The organism is Pseudomonas sp. Pf153, assembly GCF_001269775.1.
Lineage (GTDB): Bacteria > Pseudomonadota > Gammaproteobacteria > Pseudomonadales > Pseudomonadaceae > Aquipseudomonas > Aquipseudomonas uvaldensis.
Window position 1 is genome coordinate 104,215 of sequence record NZ_LHVL01000016.1, and the last position, 19,964, is coordinate 124,178.

General features: G+C 59.5%; 18 protein-coding genes. 6 read left to right on the forward strand and 12 right to left on the reverse strand.

Features of this window, described 5'->3' with window-relative positions; all coding sequences use genetic code 11:
* The 6 genes from eutC to AD666_RS11585 all read left to right on the forward strand — a co-directional run bounded on the left by eutC (position 1) and on the right by AD666_RS11585 (position 4,761).
* Positions 1-825, forward strand: a complete 825-nt coding sequence (gene eutC, locus AD666_RS11560; protein ID WP_053151820.1) for an ethanolamine ammonia-lyase subunit EutC — start codon at positions 1-3, stop codon at positions 823-825.
* A gap of 107 nt (positions 826-932) precedes the next feature.
* Positions 933-1,394, forward strand: a complete 462-nt coding sequence (locus AD666_RS11565; RefSeq protein ID WP_053151821.1) for an N-acetyltransferase — start codon at positions 933-935, stop codon at positions 1,392-1,394.
* Between the two features lie 323 nt (positions 1,395-1,717).
* The gene (locus AD666_RS11570; protein WP_053151823.1) at positions 1,718-2,365 is read left to right on the forward strand and encodes a DedA family protein; all 648 of its coding nucleotides are present in this window, start codon (positions 1,718-1,720) and stop codon (positions 2,363-2,365) included.
* A 6-nt stretch (positions 2,366-2,371) separates the two neighbouring features.
* A complete protein-coding gene (locus AD666_RS11575) occupies positions 2,372-3,184 on the forward strand; it encodes a zinc-dependent peptidase (RefSeq protein ID WP_053151825.1) in 813 nt (270 codons plus the stop codon).
* Between the two features lie 111 nt (positions 3,185-3,295).
* Positions 3,296-3,823 (forward strand): inorganic diphosphatase, encoded by a 528-nt coding sequence (ppa, locus tag AD666_RS11580; protein ID WP_053151827.1) that lies wholly within the window; start codon positions 3,296-3,298, stop codon positions 3,821-3,823.
* A 206-nt stretch (positions 3,824-4,029) separates the two neighbouring features.
* On the forward strand, positions 4,030-4,761 hold the full coding sequence (locus AD666_RS11585; RefSeq protein ID WP_053151828.1) for a helix-turn-helix transcriptional regulator: 732 nt from the start codon (positions 4,030-4,032) through the stop codon (positions 4,759-4,761).
* Between the two features lie 1,140 nt (positions 4,762-5,901).
* Here the strand turns inward: AD666_RS11585 and AD666_RS11595 are convergent.
* The 12 genes from AD666_RS11595 to AD666_RS11650 all read right to left on the reverse strand — a co-directional run bounded on the left by AD666_RS11595 (position 5,902) and on the right by AD666_RS11650 (position 19,760).
* Positions 5,902-6,261 carry a DUF6124 family protein gene (locus AD666_RS11595; RefSeq protein ID WP_053151830.1) on the reverse strand — a complete coding sequence of 120 codons (360 nt, stop codon included), beginning with the start codon at positions 6,259-6,261 and terminating at the stop codon, positions 5,902-5,904.
* Between the two features lie 681 nt (positions 6,262-6,942).
* Positions 6,943-8,217 (reverse strand): glycoside hydrolase family 68 protein, encoded by a 1,275-nt coding sequence (locus tag AD666_RS11600; RefSeq protein WP_053151832.1) that lies wholly within the window; start codon positions 8,215-8,217, stop codon positions 6,943-6,945.
* A gap of 540 nt (positions 8,218-8,757) precedes the next feature.
* The gene (locus AD666_RS11605) at positions 8,758-9,216 is read right to left on the reverse strand and encodes a GNAT family N-acetyltransferase (protein WP_053151834.1); all 459 of its coding nucleotides are present in this window, start codon (positions 9,214-9,216) and stop codon (positions 8,758-8,760) included.
* Positions 9,217-9,305: 89 nt separating this feature from the next.
* Positions 9,306-9,566 carry a DUF6124 family protein gene (locus AD666_RS11610; protein ID WP_053151971.1) on the reverse strand — a complete coding sequence of 87 codons (261 nt, stop codon included), beginning with the start codon at positions 9,564-9,566 and terminating at the stop codon, positions 9,306-9,308.
* 601 nt (positions 9,567-10,167) lie between these two features.
* Positions 10,168-11,172 carry a hypothetical protein gene (locus AD666_RS11615; protein WP_053151836.1) on the reverse strand — a complete coding sequence of 335 codons (1,005 nt, stop codon included), beginning with the start codon at positions 11,170-11,172 and terminating at the stop codon, positions 10,168-10,170.
* Between the two features lie 233 nt (positions 11,173-11,405).
* Positions 11,406-12,818 carry an aldehyde dehydrogenase family protein gene (locus tag AD666_RS11620; protein WP_053151838.1) on the reverse strand — a complete coding sequence of 471 codons (1,413 nt, stop codon included), beginning with the start codon at positions 12,816-12,818 and terminating at the stop codon, positions 11,406-11,408.
* A 9-nt stretch (positions 12,819-12,827) separates the two neighbouring features.
* Positions 12,828-13,871, reverse strand: coding sequence for a homoserine dehydrogenase (locus AD666_RS11625; RefSeq protein ID WP_053151839.1), 1,044 nt, complete (start codon positions 13,869-13,871; stop codon positions 12,828-12,830).
* Between the two features lie 259 nt (positions 13,872-14,130).
* Positions 14,131-14,568 (reverse strand): Lrp/AsnC family transcriptional regulator, encoded by a 438-nt coding sequence (locus AD666_RS11630; RefSeq protein ID WP_053151841.1) that lies wholly within the window; start codon positions 14,566-14,568, stop codon positions 14,131-14,133.
* Positions 14,569-14,577: 9 nt separating this feature from the next.
* Positions 14,578-15,957: a threonine synthase gene (thrC, locus tag AD666_RS11635; protein ID WP_053151843.1), complete on the reverse strand. Its 1,380-nt coding sequence runs from the start codon at positions 15,955-15,957 to the stop codon at positions 14,578-14,580.
* A 16-nt stretch (positions 15,958-15,973) separates the two neighbouring features.
* Positions 15,974-16,864 (reverse strand): LysR substrate-binding domain-containing protein, encoded by an 891-nt coding sequence (locus tag AD666_RS11640; RefSeq protein WP_053151845.1) that lies wholly within the window; start codon positions 16,862-16,864, stop codon positions 15,974-15,976.
* 42 nt (positions 16,865-16,906) lie between these two features.
* Complete coding sequence (locus tag AD666_RS11645) at positions 16,907-18,337, reverse strand: amino acid permease (RefSeq protein WP_053151847.1); 1,431 nt, start codon at positions 18,335-18,337, stop codon at positions 16,907-16,909.
* Between the two features lie 145 nt (positions 18,338-18,482).
* Positions 18,483-19,760, reverse strand: a complete 1,278-nt coding sequence (locus AD666_RS11650; RefSeq protein ID WP_053151850.1) for a cystathionine gamma-synthase family protein — start codon at positions 19,758-19,760, stop codon at positions 18,483-18,485.
* Between the last annotated feature and the right edge of the window lie 204 nt (positions 19,761-19,964).

Genomic DNA, 19,964 nt, shown 5'->3' on the forward strand with positions numbered 1-19,964 from the left:
ATGGATAAACAACCCGTCGACTCGCAAAACCCCTGGCTGGAACTGCGCCGCCTCACCCCTGCGCGCATCGCCCTGGGCCGCTCCGGCACCAGCCTGCCGACCCAGGCGCAACTGGACTTTCAGTACGCCCATGCCCAGGCCCGCGATGCCGTGCACCTGGCGTTCGATCACCAGGGTATTCGTGCGCAACTGAGCGAACGTGGCCGCGAGAGCCTGCTGCTCCACAGTGCCGCCAGCGACCGCCACAGCTACCTGCAACGCCCGGACCTGGGCCGGCGACTGGATGAGGCTTCGGTGAAGGTGCTGGACGATTACGCAATGGCCCATCCCGGCGGCGTCGACCTGGCTATCGTGGTAGCCGACGGCCTGTCGGCACTGGCGGTGCACCGTCACACCCTGCCGTTTCTGGCGCGCCTGGAAGAACAGATCGCCGCTGACGGCTGGTCGGTTTCCCCGGTGGTCCTGGTGGAACAGGGCCGGGTCGCGGTGGCTGATGAAGTGGCGCAGCGGCTCGGCGCAAAAATGTCGGTGATCCTGATCGGCGAACGCCCCGGCCTCAGCTCGCCCGACAGCCTGGGCCTGTATTTCACCTACAACCCCAAGGTCGGCCTGACCGACGCCTACCGCAACTGTATCTCCAACGTCCGGCTCGAAGGCCTGAGCTACGGCATGGCGGCCCATCGCCTGGTCTACCTGATGCGCGAGGCCTGTCGCCGGCAGCTTTCGGGGGTCAATCTGAAAGACGAAGCCCAGGTTCATACTCTAGAGTCGGAAAATGGAGCCGATATGAAAGGTAATTTCCTACTGATGCCGCCCCAAGGCTGATCCGTATGTCCGATTGCGTTTTTGATCCGCTTTCAGGCAGCATCAAAAGCACGGCAGAGCGCCGTTGTTGTCAGACTCTGTGTCGAACTTTGTAAACGAGACCTGCCATGCGGATTATTCAAGCGACCCTGGAACACCTGGACCTGCTGACCCCATTGTTCGTCAAATACCGGGAATTCTATGGCTCCCTGCCCTACCCGGATTCGTCCCGGGCCTTTTTGGAAAAGCGCCTGCGCCGCAAAGAATCGGTGATCTACCTCGCCCTACCCGATGACGACGACAGCAAGCTGCTGGGCTTCTGCCAGCTCTACCCGAGCTTTTCGTCGCTGTCGCTCAAGCGCGTGTGGATCCTCAACGACATCTACGTCGCCGAAGACGCCCGCCGCCAATTGGTGGCCGACCACCTGATACGCACCGCAAAGAAAATGGCCAAGGAAACCAACGCCGTCCGTATGCGCGTCTCCACCAGCAGCACCAACAAAGTGGCGCAGAAAACCTACGAGTCGATTGGCTTCAAGGAAGACACCGAGTTCAAGAACTACATCCTGCCGATCAGCGACTCGCTCTGACACACCGGGAAGCAAGCCAGCCCCAGATCATCTGTGGGAGCGGGCTTGCTCGCGAAAGCGCCGGGTCAGCTTGCATCAACGTTGGATGTGCTGCCGTCTTCGCGAGCAAGCCCGCTCCCACACCGGTTCGAGACATTCACGAAAATCCATGCCCACCGCCATCCATCGAAATCCCCCGCTACAAACTCAACACGCCCATCACAATCCACCCCGTATAATCCCCCCTCTTCCCGGCCTGTAAGAAAAAGCTACAAACCCCGTAGCCCAACTCCAGAGCTCGACCCACCCGCCTGCCGAGTCGGGCCACCACCAAGGTGCATTACATGGATTTCAACCCCCTCGACCTTATCCTGCATCTCGACGTGTACCTCGACATGCTGGTGACCAATTATGGAACATGGGTCTACGCTATCCTGTTCCTGGTGATCTTCTGTGAAACCGGCCTGGTGGTAACGCCCTTCCTGCCCGGCGACTCGCTGCTGTTCATCGCCGGCGCCGTCGCCGCCGGTGGTGCCATGGACCCCGTGCTGCTGGCCGGCCTGCTGATGCTCGCGGCCATCCTCGGCGACAGCACCAACTACCTGATCGGCCGCACCGCCGGCGAAAAACTGTTCAGCAACCCGAACTCGAAAATCTTCCGCCGCGACTACCTGCAACAAACCCACGACTTCTATGACAAACACGGTGGCAAAACCGTGACCCTGGCGCGCTTCCTGCCAATCATCCGCACCTTCGCCCCCTTCGTCGCCGGCGTCGGCAAAATGAATTACCTGCGTTTCTTCGGCTTCAGCGTCCTCGGCACCGTCCTCTGGGTCGGCGGCCTGGTCACCCTCGGCTATTTCTTCGGCAACGTGCCCTTTATCAAGCAGAACCTGTCGCTGCTGGTGGTGGGCATCATCCTGGTGTCGCTGCTGCCGATGATCATCAGCCTGGTGCGCAGCAAAATGAGCCAGCGCGCTTCGAAAGCCTGATCGCCCATGTGGTCCCTGAGCAACTGGCGCCGCCAGCGCACCCTCGCCAAACACCCTGTTGCCGAAGAGACCTGGCAACGGGTGCGTCAGCAACTGAGCTTCCTCGACGGCATCAGCGCCGCCGAGGACCAGTGGCTGCGCGAGGCCTGTGTGCTGTTCCTCCACGATAAGCACCTGACCGCCCTGCCCGGCGTCGAACTGCACCAGGAACAACGCCTGCTGCTCGCCGCCCAGGCCCAATTGCCACTGATGCACCTGGGCGAACTGAACTGGTACCAGGGCTTCCACGAAATCGTCCTCTACCCCGACGACTTCCTCAGCCCCCAACGCTACCGCGACGCCAGCGGCATCGAACACGAATGGGACGGCGAACACAGCGGCGAAGCCTGGCCCCAGGGCCCGATCATCCTGGCCTGGGACGGCGTGATGGCCAGCGGCGGCTGGGACGGCTACAACCTGGTGATCCACGAACTGGCGCACAAACTCGACATGCTCAACGGCGACGCCAACGGCCTGCCGCCACTGCACGCCGACATGCGCATCAAAGACTGGGCCGACGCCATGCAACAGGCCTACGACGACCTTAACCGCCAACTGGACCACGACCCGGACGCCGAAACCCTCATTGACCCCTACGCCGCGGAAAACCCTGCCGAATTCTTCGCCGTCACCAGCGAATACTTCTTCAGCGCCCCGGACCTGCTGCACCAGGCCTATCCGCAGGTCTACTCGCAGCTTCAGGCGTTCTATCGTCAGGATCCGTTGGCCCGGCTGCGGCAACTTCAAGCCGAAGATCCGGTCTATCAGGCGTCATACTAAGGTCTCTACGACCCTGGTAACGTGGCATCAGCGGCCGAATATGCCTATAATCGCCGCCACTTTTTGGTCAATCCGACCAGCCTTTTGGTCAACTAACGGGGGCACCGCCCAATGAGCTACAGCAAGATTCCGGCTGGCAAAGACCTGCCGAACGACATCTACGTTGCGATCGAAATCCCGGCCAACCACGCCCCGATCAAATACGAAATCGACAAGGACAGCGATTGCCTGTTCGTTGACCGTTTCATGGCCACCCCCATGTTCTACCCGGCCAACTACGGTTACATCCCCAACACCCTGGCCGACGACGGTGACCCCCTCGACGTGCTGGTCGTGACCCCTTACCCGGTTGCCCCAGGCTCGGTCATCCGCGCCCGTCCGGTCGGCATCCTGAACATGACCGACGACGGCGGCGGCGATGCCAAAGTCATCGCAGTGCCACACGACAAACTGTCGCAACTGTATGTGGATGTGAAGGAATACACCGACCTGCCACCGCTGCTGATCCAGCAGATCGAGCACTTTTTCGAGAACTACAAGGATCTCGAAAAAGGCAAGTGGGTGAAAATCGAAGGCTGGGCCGGTGCAGACGCCGCCCGCGAAGCGATCACCAAGTCGGTTGCCGCCTACAAAGGCTGAACCTGAACTTGCAGAAGAACCCCGGTTTATACCGGGGTTTTTTATGCTTGGGCACTTAATTAATACTTACATGTATTAATAGTGCAACCCAGCGTTTATCAGCGTTTAGCTCGCTTAATTCCATTCCCGCAAACGGAAAGATCATCTTATAAATTTGAACGACATGTTTATTGCCGAAAACAAAGTCGCCTCTAAACTTTCCGTTTATGAAAATGACCTCCAGTGGCGACCGCTTCAGAGCCCTTCTTAAAGAAGCCAACATCCGCTCCGCCGACTTCGCGAAGTTATACGGCGTGAAGTCGCAGCACGTGAACAACTGGTTCAACCGTGGCATCCCGCCCGGCCGCATCCACGGCATTGCCGGCCTGCTGACTGTCAGCCCCCAGTGGCTGGCCCACGGCGAAGGCCCGCAAACCCCGCTGGGCCTCGGCCCCGGCATCACCTACGACGCCGCCGAAGTCCAGGGCGTCTACAGCGTGCCGGAAACCACGGACATCGAACTGCCCTACTACAAGGAAGCCCCCATCGCCCCCGGCGAAACCAGGACACACGTCATCGAAATCCCCGACCAATCCATCCGCCTGCCCCGCAGCCACCTCGACTCCCTGGAAATAAACCCTGGCGATGCCATCTGCACCACCATGGTCGGCGACAGCATGGCCGACCGCATCGAAGACGGCTCCACCCTCGCCATCGACCGCGGCCTGACCCAAATCATCGACGGCCAGATCTACGCCCTCGAACACGACGGCATGCTCCGTATCAAATACCTGCACCGCATCCCCGGCAACCGACTGCGACTGCGCAGCCACAACAACACCGCTTATCCGGATGAAGTCTTCAGCGTCGAGCAGATCGAAGCGCAGAATCTGCGCGTCATCGGCTGGGTCTTCTGGTGGTCCACCCTGACCAAACAACGCCCACCGGTGTTCGACTAACCCCCAAATGTGGCGGGGGGCTTTTGTGGCGAGGGGTTCATCCCCGCTGGGCTGCAAAGCAGCCCCCGCCCTTTCCCACCACCCCATAACCCAATGATTCAACACAACTTCCACTGGGATTTTGCCAAAAACCCACGTATCCTCCGCCCCACATTTGCGAGACCACGCCTCGCACCGACAAGGCAGATCACTTTCTGACCAAGTCCCACAGCCGGCCGCAAGAGCCGGATGTACGTTTTGAAGGCTGGTGAGGTTTGTCAAAAACGAACTGAGTCAGTCAACGAGAAGCCGGCCATAAGCCGGCTTTTTAATGTCTAGACGCTTCCAGTGATAACCTGCAAGTTCTTCTATAAATGACCATTGGATCAGTTATGAAAAGCTGTGTGAGGACGCTCGGAGCTAGCCTCCCTAACAGTATAGTGATCTCCGCCGCTTGGTTATCGGGGCTTGCGACGATAGGACTCTTGTGGGGCATGATAGTGTATTGGCCCGATAAGCTTACAACCGAAGGACGTCAGCTCTTCCTGGCTTCTGTTTCTATTTTTTGCCTCTCCATATGGCACTTGATACGGCGCAAGAGACGAGCAAAAGCACTTGTAGCGTCCATCAACCTAAAAGAAGGCTTGAGCCTTGACGATACTCATCTGCTCGGCTATCCAAGCCCCATCTTTTTTGTCTTTGACCCCTCCAGCAAGAAACTCGCTCAATGCCAAAGCGCCACCGGCGATTATCAAATTCGAGACTTCACGTGGATCACAGGCTGGCACTTTGAGTGGCAACAGATTGACCACAGGGTGTCGGGCGGGGTTCTTCGAATAGTCGATGGGGCAGGCATGAGCATTCCAGCCGACGAGATTCGGCGTAGATTCATAAGATTCTCACTGGTTTTGACGGCTGCCGATACAGATCATCCTCCCTTCCGTTTCCCAATGAACCGGAGCGCAGCTGAAGGGTGGAGTACCCGGTGCAATGCGCTTTTCAACGGCTAAACACAAAGCCACAACATCCATCCTATTCCAGTCCCTCAAAGCCCAGCTCAGACACGAATGCGCCCGGTATCATTTCGGGCTTTCGGATACGTAAAAAAGGTTTTGCCCAGCAAGACCTTTTTTACGTCAAGAGGGCCGCGAACGCCCCGCCCTACCTCACCTCAACAATATCCAAAGCCCGATTCGCCAACAGCTCACTCAACTCAATCACCTGCAAAATCCCCAACGCCACATGTCGCCGTGATCCTTCGAGATCAAACGCCAGATCACTGATCATGGCATTTGCCGAAGCCAGGCTCTCACTGAGATTCGCAAGCAGACATTCGGAATCAACATCTGGTGCAATACGGAAAACAGTGTGGGGCTTGTCAGACGCCTTCTTCTCAGACGTAGGGTTCAGATAGAAATCCAAAGCCCGGGAGGCGGCATCATCAAGCTTCTTGTTATGAGCAGACTGAACACGAGACACGGCTTCGTCTGTAGCTGGGGGGTTCGGTGTAATTTTGACCACGGTAAAGCTCCTAGAGTCTGTTGGAGCTACCACCATCCGCTGCGAAACGAAGTTAGGGCGGCAGCTGTACGCGGGTTCGCAGACCGGGACTCTAGGGACCGGCAGACCAAAGGTCTCCCACGCACAGCCACCTCTGACGAAATCACAGACATAGGCTATCTGCTTTCGAAGGTGACGTTGTGCGCCTATAGAGTCCGGGCTGCGAAACCCGATCACTGATGAGCAGTGACAGGACTCAAACTACCGACGCGGCCCAAGGCGCACAAGCCGGCGGATTCTGGCGTAGTTGTAGGCAATGGCGCAAGGCGATGTCGGCTGGATATTGGGAGAGTAGCGGACTGTTGATTGGTCTGTAGGTTGCTGATCTATTTGACTGATGAGCCGCTATCGCGAGCAGGCTCGCTCCCACAGAGGAACATGTGTGCATATGTCGCTGCTGGCGACATGACGGTAGAACGTATCGCCGAAATCGAAAAATAGCGACACGTCAGGCATTTCAAAATAGGACTGGCACAAGCACGACTGACTGCATCCATGCAGCCAGTCGCGAGCGGGTTACGACTCGTTGTTCAACGGGGCTTGCGACCAGCATCACAATGAATCAGGCGGGATATCTCGACCATATCCACAACGGTTTTGTCATCGACCTCAAACCCGCTGCCTGCCCCCCCTGTGTTGCTATTACTTAAGCGTAACGTCGAGCATCGGCGGGATGTATCCGTAGTCATACTCGGCCACCACGAATGTCTGCTGCCCTTTTATTTTCATGCCCACCGTTGGCGCCTCGGTGCCACCCACACGAACCTGCGTGCCGGTTTCGTCGGTCGGTACGCTGTCGATAAAGGAGGTCACCAGGCCGTTTGGCATTACATAGTGCGAGTAGGTCTGGAATGGCTGGGAGGACGGGTTGCCCAGCACCAGGCCGGAACCGTTGAGCGGCACGTAGGGGCCGAACAACGAGTCCGCGACGAAACCGTACACGCCGTCCGGTCCGGTTACACCGTCGGCATAGGTGAAGGTGTGGCTGATCGTGAACAGGTAGTACTTGCCGTCCTGGAACACGAAGTGCGGACGCTCGGTCTGGTCGTTGACGCCCACGGCCGTCAACAGTGGCGGCAACATTTCCCAGTCGTCACCGTCCGCGTCGCGGGCTACGGCGATGCCAACACAGGCGGTCTGAAAGCGCGAGTTGCCGACATCTTCATAACCCGGTGGCACGTCGCCGATTTCGGCCTCGCCCACTTTGTGCGAGCCGCGTTCACCGGCCACGTTGCCTTCGAACAGCATGTACAGCTTGCCATCGTTCGGGTCGCGGAATGGCCATGGGTCGCGGAAACCCCAGAAGGCGTTTTGGGCTTCGGTCTGATACATCTTGCCGTCGGCCTCGAACAGCGGCTTGACCTTCTCGAAGCCGACCATGCTGACACCATGCTCAGTGGTCACTACCCGACCACGCACCTTGACGATGGTCGCGCCTGGGGTGACGGCGGTGTAATACAGATCCACTTCACCTCGGTCGTTCAACAGGATCGGCGTGCCGGCCCATTCGCGAGCGGTCGGCGAAACCCCTTCGGCCATCACACGGCCACCGAATTCCCAGTTCTTGCCGGTACGAGAAAACCAGTAATACATCTTTGCCCGACCGTGACGATCGTTCCAATCGCGGAGAATGTCGTAGTTACCGTCCTCGTCGAGGTACGCCGGGTCGTTTGGATGACGATCGGCTGTCAGCGTGAAGATCACCGACCAGCCATCGACGGAGGTCACGTTACCGTCCAGGTCGCGTAGGGGCATGGTGTCCCAGATGAACACGTCGTCGCTCAATACCGGGAAATCCGCGCTGACCAGCGGCTGAGTGGTGGTGGGATCGTCCGCCCGGACTTTCAACGCATCAGCGCGGGTCCACAGGCTGGGTTGATGGGGGGTTGCACCGAATTTTTCAGTGTTGGTTTTCATAAGGTAATACCTCGTCCATGAATGGATTCAAATAAATGACGCTTGAGAAATACTGGATGCGCATACAGTGAAACCACCTTATAGAGGCGCACCCGTGCGGGTCAAGAAAAAAATGCATTTGTGCATATTTTAGTTTTTTCTTGGAGCTGATACGTTTCAGCCATGAGCGTTCAAAGAAGTTTTATCGTGGAAAGATCGACGATGTTGGCAGCACACTCAATGCGCCAGACCACTAATCGGTGGAAGCGGGTTGACTGGGATTTGGGCGGAAGTAGTGCATGGAGGATCAGTGAGCTGAGCCGGCCTGTCCTGTTTGAAGCCCAGCATGAAGCGGGGGATCAGCACGGTTGATGTCGTATCGTTTTCGCGAGCAGGCTCGCTCCCACAGTGGGGGGGTGAAATGCCTGCTACGGTGGTGGGTCAGTTGGATTGGTGTTGGCTGATGGCTCGCTCCCACAGGGGATTGGAGGTGGCCAGAAGACGGGGAAGCAGCCAGCGAATGCATGTCATCGTTCGTTCGGTCCTGTCTTTGGGCTGCTGCTATAAACGCCGAGCCATCAGGCATTGCTCCCTCCCCCAAGCCTCAAACCGCTCCAACATTTCCCAGCCAAACTTGGCGTAGTAATGACTCTGGTTATGGGTATGCAAGTACAAGGTAGTGACCCCAGCCTCCCTCGCATGACGACAAACACCTTCGATCAACTGCGCAGCGATCCCTCTGCGCCGTGCATTAGGGGCGACGAGTACGCACGCCAGCCACGGTCCCAGTTCCGGCCGCTCAGGCAGGTCGTCGCTGGCAAGTGAGGCGCCGCCCAATAGTTGGCCGTTTTCTGTAGCGATCAGGCATTTCCAGCGGCCGTCGCGCTGTCCTTCGGCGAATTCCTGCTGCCAGCTATCGAGGGATTGTTGTGCATATTCGTGGCTGAATTCCCGATAAAGCCATTCGGCCATCAGGTTGCACTGATCCATTTGGTTTTCGAGCCAATCCATCTGCGGCATTTGAAACGCTCCTTGTGCTTTTTTCCTGTGGCATGAAGAAAGCCCTGCTTGTGCAAGGCTTTCTTCATGCCTGGGGTAACGACGCTTCCCTACCTTACCTCAACAATATCCAAAGCCCGATTCGTCAACAGCTCATTCAACTCAACCACCTGCTGAATCCCCAACGCCACATGCCGTCGCGAGCCTTCAAGGTCGGATGCCAGGTCTCCGATCATTGCGTTCGCCGAAACGAGGTTTTCACTGAGGGTGGCAAGTAAGCATTCGGAATCCACATCAGAAGCGATGCGGTAGATGGTGTTGGGGTTGTCGGACGTTTCTTTCTTCGGCTTGGGATTCAGGTAGTAATCCAAGGTCCGAGTCGCGGCATCATCAAACTTTTTGTTGCGGGCCGATTGGACGCGGGAAACGGTTTCGTCTGTTGCTGGGGGGGGGCGGTGTAATTTTAACCATAGCCTTAGCTCACTCTTGGTTGAGGCCACGCCCCGCTCGCTGCTAAACGAGTGGGAGGCAGCTGTACGCGGGTTAGCAGACCGATGAGCTAAGGAATCGGCGCGCCCGAGGGCGCCCCACGCACAGCCACCATCAAGTACAGGGATGGGGATCCCTGACTGATGAAGCTTGATACGACTCAACTCGACGGGCTGTTAAACCCGATCACTGATGGGCAGTGACGGGATTCAAGTTACCGACGCGGCCAAGGACGCACAAGCCGGCGGATTCTGGCGTAGTTGTAGGTAATGGCGCAAGGCGGTGTGGGTCGGGGCTGATCCTAGGGCGTCACAATAAACACCGGGCCGGGGTGTGGATGTCATGTCGTCAAAAGTCGATTTTGACGACACGTTATTGGGGTATGTCGTTGGTGGCGACATGAGACCTGAGAGCGGTGGGGATAGATGTATTGCTATCGCGAGCAGGCTCGCTCCCACAAGGGGGAGCGGTTCAGGCTCACGCTTATGCAATTGCGCAAACGAAACTCCTGGCGTGACCGGCTTCCGCCCCCATTAAGGTTATGGCTGGTTCATCGATGGGGTCGAGTCGAACCAGGCTCATGCATTCTCGTCGGTAAACCGAGCTGCCGCCTGAATCAGCGTGAACCACATATCCTCCGTGCTTTACGCCCACGCGAGCCTTAGCGAGGGCAATGCTGGCCGAGACCAGAATATGAAAGTCCAGCACATTGTTCTTATGCAAAACCGTCGCGCCAATAAAATGCTCTGCGCATATTTCCAGAGCGATTTGCAGGTCACGGACAGCAGGGGTTTCTCGATAGCTGCCCGGCATGAATATTTTATCGGCCCAGAACTGCGCCCCAGCCAGTTCTTCCAGCCCATCATTTCCGATGTTGGGGTAGCGTTTATGCTGATAAAAGACGTTTCCATCCCAAATAATGAAGCCGGTATTTCTGACGATTCCGTCCCTGGCTTCCGGCCCTCTTGTTTCGATTGTCGCAATCTCCGCCTTCGTAGTCTTTGCATAGTGGCCATAAATGCCTTTACTCAGGCGATCACGCTGTGGAATTTCGCCCACGATCGCATCCATTTCCTGACTGTATTTTGGCTTATTAATATTTCTGGTTTGTCCCCACGATTTTAACTTCCCGGTCTCCCTTTTCAGCATCCTGGAATCCGGGCGCATCATTGACTTGAACCACAGCGTCGTGCCTGGAACCAGTATCAACCTTGGGTTTCTCTTTGAAACGTCCACCAACGTTGCCCGGATGGTTTCTTTTTCCTCCTCTGAAAGAAGCGTGTCAGGCATGTCCTTGGAGAAAAAATACTCGGGCGCGACGACCAGACAATAATCCAGTCGATGTTGATCGGCATTTTTGGCGAAGGCCGTTTTCGCCATGTCTTCCAAGGCCCCAATTCTTTGGTGGATGGCGACAAGGCTGTTATCAGTAGGGATTCGTAATTTGCGTGTATCGAAGTCCCATATCACCACCAGTACGTTCGGCATCCTTCCTCCCGCCCTGGCTGCTGATCGGTGCCGCAGGCCGGGTTGGCCGCATTGGGTGGGAAGGCACTGGCTCATTTTCCAGGAAAACTCAGCTTAGATGAGTCAGGGCGATTTGGCTGACAGCCCCTGAAAAATCTTGTGGCACGCCGGATTCGAGGCCCTTTCGGATGCTTTCAGAAAAAGAAACATCGGACAGGTGACCAAACCTGCCCGATGCCAACGACCTGAACCCATCACCCCAGCGTATTCAAACAAACCACCTTCGGCTGGGTCATTTCCTCATACGCAAACCGCACCCCTTCCCGCCCGAGGCTGCCGTATTTGGAGCCGCCAAATGGCATGGCATCGAAACGAAAATCAGACGAGTCGTTGATCATCACCCCGCCGGCTTCGATTCGCCGTGCGGCGCTCATGGCAGTGGTCAGGTCGTTGGTGAAGATCCCGGCATGCAAGCTGTACTCAGGCTCGTTGGCCAACTCCACCGCCTCATCAAACGTCTCGAACGGTTGCAACACCACCACCGGGGCGAAGACTTCGTTGCGCCACAGGCGGCTGGTGTGGTTGACGTTTTCCAGGACGGTGGCGGCGTAGCAGGCGCCTTGGCGGTGGTGGCCGCAGAGTAAGGTGGCGCCTTCTTGTAGGGCTTCGTTGACGACTTGTTCGGCGTTTTGCGCAGCTTGAGGGGTGATCATCGGGCCGATGTCGGTGTCGGCCAGCAGGGGGTTGCCGACGACGAGGGCCTGGGCCTGGTTGACGAAGCATTCGCGGAAGGCTGCGTAGATCGGCGCCTGGATCAGCAGGCGTTGGGCGCCGATGCAGTTTTGGCCGGCGGCCCAGAAGGCGCCGGAGAGGCAACTTTCGACGGCGGCGTCGAGGTCGCAGTCGGACATGACGATGACGGGCGCGTTGCCGCCCAGGTCCATGGCGAGTTTTTTCAGGCCGGCGGTGCGGGCGATTTGTTCACCGGTGATGAAGCCGCCGGTGAAGGAGATCATTCGCACTTCGCGGGCGGCGACCAGGGCTTTGCCCAGTTCGGCACCGCCAGTGGCGACGGTGACCACGGTTTCGGGCAGGCCGGCCCTGACCAGGTAGGAGACCAGTTTGAGCGCCGACAGCGGCGTCAGCTCGGACGGTTTTAGGATCACCGCGTTGCCACCGGCAATGGCCGGGCCGAGTTTGTGGGCCACCAGGTTCAGCGGGTCGTTGTAGGGGGTGATGGCGACGATCAGGCCCAGGGGCTCCCGGGTGAACCAGCCCTGGCGCGATTCGGCGCCGTCGTAGGCGTCGAACGGCACCACTTCGCCGGCGTTGCGCCGGGCTTCTTCGGCGGAGAGTTTGAGGGTGTTGATGCACCGTTTGACTTCTTTTTCCGCCTGCTTGAGGGTCTTGCCGGCTTCGTCGACGATCAGCCGGGCGAAGATCCGGGCGTCGCGTTGGATGTTCGCGGCGGCGTGTTCGAGGATGCTTGCGCGGCGATGCCGGGGCAGCGCGGCGCAGGCTTGGGCGCCGCTGCGAGCGGTCACCAGCAGTTGCGGCACTTGCGCGGCGCAGATGTCCGCCACAGTACCGACAAGGCTGCCGTCGAACGGGTTAAGGACGTCGATTTGCGGCTCTGCCATTGCCAGGGCCAGACGAGATACGTTCATGGTGGTCTCCTAGTTGCGCACGGCAGACTGGTGAATGGCGATGATGTCCGACAGCAGGGCGAACGCGGTTTCCGTGCGCCCAGCCCCAGGGCCGGACACTGTCACGGCGCCGAGCAGCTCGCTGGTGAACGACACGGCGTTGATGGCGCCACTGATGCCGGCGAGTGGATGCTCGTGGCTCAGCAGGCGCGGTTCGACGCTGGCGCTGATGGAGCCGTTGGCGTGGCGGCTGGCGGCTCCGATGAGTTTCCAGCGAGCGCCGTCCTGGCGGGCTTTTTCGATGTCGGCCAGGCTCAGTGAGGAGATGCCGTTGCACGAAACGTCGGCGATGGTGAGCTTGGCGTCCAGCAGTTCGTTGGCGAGGATTACCACTTTCAGGCGCACGTCGTGGCCTTCGACATCCGCCGTCGGATCGGCTTCGGCGTAGCCCAGCGCTTGGGCTTTGCTGACGGCTTCGGCAAAGCCCAGGCCGCCTTCCATGCAGGTGAGGACGAAGTTGGAGGTGCCGTTGAGGATGCCTTCGAAACCGATGATCTCGCTGCCGGCCATTGCCTGTTTGGCGACGCGAATCACCGGCGTACCGCTCATCACCGAGCCTTCGTATTCAAAGGCGACGTTATTGCGGTGGGCCAGGGCCTTGAGCTCGGCGCCATGTAAAGCGATCGGGCCTTTGTTGGTGGTGACCACGTGTTTGCCGCGCTCCAGCGCCCAGCGGCAGAACGAGGTGGCGGGTTCGCCGTCCACCGGATTGGTGAAGGTGGCCTCGGCGATGATGTCCGCGCCGCTGTCCTTGATCACAGTCTCATTGAGGGCTTCGGCGGAGCCGCCCGGCCATTGTGCGAAGGCACCTTTGGTGGCCGGCAGTTGGGCGAGCAACGCAGCCTCGAGGCCTTCGCGGCCCATGACCGAACCGAGGAACAGATCGGTCACACCGACGATTTTCAGGGTGAAGCCCAGCTCGGCTTTCCATTGTTCGTTACGCTCGGCAATCAGTTGCGCCAATGCCCGGTTCACACCGCCGAAGCCGACCAGCACCAGTTTGTATTCAGTCATTTTTGTTATGCCCTTGATCCGGGTGATGGGTTGTTGGAATCAAGGTTAGGGCCGGGGCCAGGGCAGTGAAATAGGCCAATTTGCTCTATTTTATGGGCGTTTTGACCAGGGGTTGGGCAGGGTGACGCGCCCCCGATCAACACAAAAAACCTGTGGGAGCGAGCCTGCTCGCGATGGCGTCAGGTCAGTCAACATCGAAGTCGGCTGGTCCACCGCTATCGCGAGCAGGCTCGCTCCCACAGGGGTTATGTGTGGGGTTTTAGACCACTGAAGACAACACGAATGAGGTGACAGTGTTCTCCACCCCCGGCAACGCCGAGATCTCTTTCCAGACCTTATGCACCCGCTCCGGGCTCGCGGCGCCTACGCGCAGCATCAGGTCGAACTCGCCGCTCATCACGTCGCACTGCTGCACTTCCGGCATGGCTTGCAGGGCTTGCAAGACGTCGGCGCCGCGCATGCGGTCGTAGCGGTAGACGAAGATCACCGCGTTGATGTTCGACGAGGCGTGGGCGCCCTCGCCGGTGCGGATGGTGTAGCCCTGGATCGCGCCGTCGCGTTCGAGCCGTTCGATGCGTTGGCGCACGGCGTTGCGTGAGAGGTTGACCTTGGCCGCCAGCTCGGCGTGGGCGGCGCGGGCGTTGAGTCGCAGTTCGGCGATGATGCGTTCGTCGAGGGGATCGAGGATGCGCTTCACGGGGGCTCCTTACAGTGCGTCGAGCAACTGATGGATCGTGTCGAGTTCGTGCGGCTGGATGCGATGGATCTGCGCCGGGCCATGGGCCGAAACCGGAAGGGGTTGGACCGCTACATTGATTCCCAATTCACCGAGCAGCGCCGCCGATTTGACCGGCGAGATCTCCCCCAACGTCACCATCGGCGCCACCAGACTGCGCCGGTACAAACGCGCCGCGAGCACACCGGTGGCGGTGTGCGGATCGATGACATAACCGGTGTCGCGATACAGCGAAGTGATCTCCTCCAACGTCTGCTGATCCGTGACCGCATAGGAGTCGATGATCATCCGCGCCTGCAACCAGAACTCGTTGGCGATGGTCATTTCGCCGCTGGTTTCGAAGCGGTCCATCAGCGCGCTCACCGCCTGGTCGTCATGCCCGTAGAGTTCCCAGAGAAAGCGCTCCAGGTTGGAGAAGATCGACAGGTCCATGGCCGGCGACAGGGTCTTGTTGGCGCGCAATCGGGAGTAGTGGTTCTTCAAGAACAACTGATGCAGCGCGTCGTTCTGGTTGGTCGCGACGATCATCTGAGTGATCGGCAAGCCCATCTTCTGCGCGATGTAGCCGGCATAGACTTCGGCAAAACTCGCCGCCGGCACGCTGAAGCCAATCGGCCGCTGACCACCGCCCAGTTGCAGCACGGCGTGGAAGTAGAACACCAGTTGCGCCAACACACCGATCCAGTTGCTGGAGTTGAAGCTGATCGCCTCGTGCTGCGCCCAGGGCCACTGGCGGAACAGGCTGCTGACGAGGGTCTGGCAGTCGTCGAAACTGCCATTGACGGCGAATTGATGAACCCGCGGATGCGCCTCTGCTTGCAGCTGTTGAAGCTGGTGTTGCGGTACGCCGGCCTCCGGATAAATCACCACCACCGCCACTTCATCGCAGTGTTTGAACGCTTCGATGGCCGCCAGCCCGGTGTCGCCGTTGGTGGCGCCGATCACCACGGCGCGTTGGCCGTTTTTACGCAGGAAATACTGCACCAGTCGAGCCTGGAGCTGGGCGGCGAAATCCTTCGAGGAACGGGTCGGGCCATGGAACAGTTCCAGCACCCATTCGTTGCGATCCACCTGATGCAGCGGCGCCAGGGAGCGGTGGCTGAACTGACTGCCGGCTTCCTTGAGCAGGCGCTTGAGGTCCGTCTCGGGAATCGCCTCGCCCACGAACGGGCTCATCACTCGATAGGCCAGTTCGTCATAGGACAGGGTCGACCAGTTGGCGATTTCCTGGGGTTCGAACAGCGGCAGTCCGACGGGCACGAACAGCCCGCCGTCCTCGGCCACGCCCGATAACACGACCTTTTCAAAACCGACCTGCACGGCCGAATTTCGGGTACTCACATAGCGCATGGTTGGCTCCGGTCATTCATTTGAAACGGTGTGCCTGCTCGACCAGCCAGGTGGCAAACGTGACTGCGTCGGGATGCTGCTCGGTCCCGGAACCGCGCACGAGGTAAAACGATTCGCTGGCTTCGATGCGTTGGCTGAAGGGTTCGATCAGGCGCCCGTCGGCCAGCAGGTCCGCAACCATGGACGAGCGCGCCAGGGCGATCCCCTGCCCCAGCTCGGCCATGCGCAAAGTGCAGACCAGCGTGTCAAACTGGAGGCCTGCCGACGAGTCGACGTTGTCGGCACCGACCATGTTCAGCCAATAACCCCAACCTTCTTCGTAACCCAGCACATGCAGCAGCGAGTGCTTCGCTACGTCCGCCGGCACCTTGAGCGGCGAGCGCGCCATCAGCTCCGGCGAGCAGACCGGGAACAGGCTGTCCCAGGTCAGGCGCTGCGACACCAGGCCGGGCCATTGGCCGCGGCCCCAGCGAATCTCCAGGTCGTCCTCGCCATCCAGTTCCTTGACCCAGATGTTGCTGATGTAGCGAATGTCCAGCTGTGGATGGGCCTGACGAAACTCCGCCAGCTTCGGCGCCAGCCAGTGCACGAAGAACGCGAGACTGCCACGCACTTTGATCGGCCGCCGCTTGCGCTGGCCGAAAATTTCGTTGGTGCCCACCGCCAGCCGGGTGATCGCGTCCTGCACCACCGGCAGGTAGGACTGGCCTTCCTCGGTCAGCCCCAGGCCTCGGGGCAGGCGCTTGAACAGCGCCACCCCCAGGTGACTTTCCAGTTGGCGGATCTGCTGGCTCACCGCGCCCTGGGTCAGGCACAACTCTTCGGCGGCGTGGGTGAAGTTCAGGCAGCGGGCGGACACTTCGAATGCCCGCAGCCAGTTCAAAGGGGGTAATGGTTTCTGCTTCATGATCCGGTTCTCGTCTACGCCCCTTTCCCCCGAGCACGCCAACTAGATAGCGTCGGACGGCTGTGCCAACGGGTTCAGCAGCAAGCGTTGCTCGCGGCCTTTGCGGGTAATGAAGTACACGAGATAGCAACAGGCGATGAATGGCAAGCCAAAGTACAACGCCACTCGCTGTTCCGGGTCGAATGCGATCCCGACACACGCCAGCCCACAGGACGACAACGCCCCCAGCGGGATCCACGGATAGCCGCGCACGCGGAACTTGAGCTGGCTGACATCACCGCCGTTGGCAACGTAGTGGCGGCGGAACGCGATCTGGCTCGCGGCAATGCTCATCCACACCACGACCACCGCCAGGCCTGAGATCGACACCAGCGCCAGGTAGATGGTGTCGGCGGCAAATACGCTGCTGAGCAACGACGCAGCGCCTCCGGCCATGCTGACGATGATGGCGTTAAGCGGCGTGCCCATCCGCGTCAGGGCCGAGAACTGCTTGGGCAGGTGCCCTTGGTCGCTCAGGGTCCAGAGCATCCGCGAGGCGGCATATAGGCCGGAGTTGGCCGCCGACAGCAAGGCGCTGATGATCACGAAGTTCATGATGTCGGCGGAGTATGGAATGCCGATGTAGGTGAACACGGTGACGAACGGGCTTTCGACGATGCCGGCCTGCTCGCGAGGCAACAGAGTGGAGAGGACGAAGATGGTGCCGACAAAAAAGATCGCCAGGCGCAGCACGGTGGTGCGGATGGCTCGCGGCACGTTGCGTTGCGGATCCTTGGTTTCACCGGCGGCGATGCCGATCAGTTCGGTGCCGGAGAAGGCGAAGGAAACCGCCAGCAGCGTCATGGCAATCGGCATGAACCCGGTAGGAAACAGCCCTTCGCGGGTGAAGTTACTCAACCCGATGCTGTGGGCCTGATCGATGTGCAGCAGGCCGAGAATCGCCCCGCCGCCAATCAGCAGGAACGCCACCACGGTCGCGACTTTGACCAACGACAACCAGAACTCAGTCTCGGCGAACAACCGCACCGAGACCACGTTGCTCAGGAACACCACCCCGGCGAACAGGGCGCTCCAGATCCACACCGGCGTGTCCGGAAACCAGCGCGTCATCAGGATCCCGGCGGCGGTAAATTCCGAACCGATGGCCACGGTCCAGGTCAGCCAGTACAGCCAGGCCACGGTGTAGCCGGTGCCCGGGCCGAGGAAGCGTGTGGCGTAGGTGCTGAACGAGCCGGTTTCCGGCATCTGCACCGCCAGTTCACCCAGGCACATCATCACCATGTAGACCATGAGCGCGCCGATGATGTAGGCGATCACCGCACCCAAGGGTCCAGCCTGGTTAACCGTGTAGCCGGAGGTGAGAAAGAGCCCGGTACCGATGACGCCACCCAATGCCAACATGACAATGTGGCGCGTCTGCATTTCCTGTTTGAAGCCGGCACGTGTCGTGAGTTGTTGTTCTTGTAGGGACATGGTTTTGTTCTCATGAAGGTTGTCAGGGCGCGTGTCGACGCCTGCGGTGAGTTGCGCCGCAGGGTCAACTCGGGTCGCCACCAAGCTTTATTATTTTCCTGTTCATGAACGCCCCGATGACCGCCTTGTCGTGGGGACTGATACTTCAGCTGGCTGTTTCGGAGCACATCTCAGGGGTTGTGGATGGGGTGTTTGCCTGGGCCAGTGCCTCTCGCGAACGTCGGGCAAAGGCGAAGGCCTGTTTCAGATCGTCGAGCAGATCATCGGTGTCTTCGATGCCCACCGAGACCCGTACCAGGCCTTCGGAGATGCCCAGGGCCAGACGTTCTTCCAGGGTGTTTTCGACGTGGCTGGTGGTCCGCGCCGGGCCATAGATGGTTTCCACCGCACCGAGGTTGCCGGCGCAATGGGCGAAGCGCAGACGCGGCAGCAGCACTTTCACGGTGCCCATGCCACCGACCAGGACAAAGCTGACGATGGCGCCGAACCCGGCCATTTGCGCACAGGCCACGGCGTGGTTCGGGTGGCAGGGCAGGCCGGGATAATTCACTGACTCAACCAACGGCTCGGTGAGCAGGAACTCCGCCAGGGCCCGGGCGCTGGACTGCTGCTGACGCATGCGCAGCACCAGGGTCTTCATGCCGCGGATAATCATGTAGGCCGAGAACGGGTCGAGCGCCGCACCGTTGATTTCCCGGTAATGCCGCACCTTGCTCATCAAGGCTTCACGGCCGCACACCAGCCCGCCGAGCACATCGCCATGGCCGCTGAGGAATTTGGTCGCGCTGTGGATCACCACGTCCACGCCCAGTGCCAGTGGGTTCTGGTTCAGCGGCGTGGCGAAGGTGTTGTCCGCCACCACCACCGCGCCGACCCGTTTGGCCGCTGCCACCAGGCGTTGGATGTCGAGGATTTTCAGGGTCGGGTTGGTCGGAGTTTCCAGGTACAGCACCTGGCAGCCCTTGGCGATTTCCCGTTCGATTTCTTCGTGGTCGAAGGTCTCGCACAAGCTCACGTTCACGCCCATGCGCGGCAGGAACTCTTCGAAAATCTTGTTGGTGCCGCCGTAGCTGTCCTTGGTGGAAACCACCCGATCACCATGGGCAAGAAAGGTGTAGAGCACGCTGCTGATCGCCGCCATGCCGCTGCTGAAGGCCACGGCCGATTCGCCTTTCTCCAACTCGCAGATCTTGGCTTCTAGGGTCTCGACCGTCGGGTTGCTCATACGGCTGTAGATAAAGCCGGGGGCCTTGCCCAAGGCCACGTCATACCAGGCGTCGATGTCGTTGTAGCCGTAAGCGGCACTGACCACGATAGGCGTCTGCGTGGCGTTATAGGGATGCCCGCCCTGCTCCCCACCCCAAACCGCCCGGGTCCCCGCGCCTGCGTTATCAAGCCCTGCGCTGTCAGGTTTATTGTTCATTTGAGACTACTCGCACTGAGGGGATGACTGGTGAGTCATTCACTAGATTTGGTAGCCAATATAGGGAAAAGAATCGGGGGCTAGAAACGATGTTATTGGTGCCAAAGGGGTGGTTTTTTTAATGGCTGGGATTGGAAACCGGGGCTTGGAATGGCTGCGATTTACTGCACACAAGCAAGCCCGCTCCCACAGTGATCCGGGGCT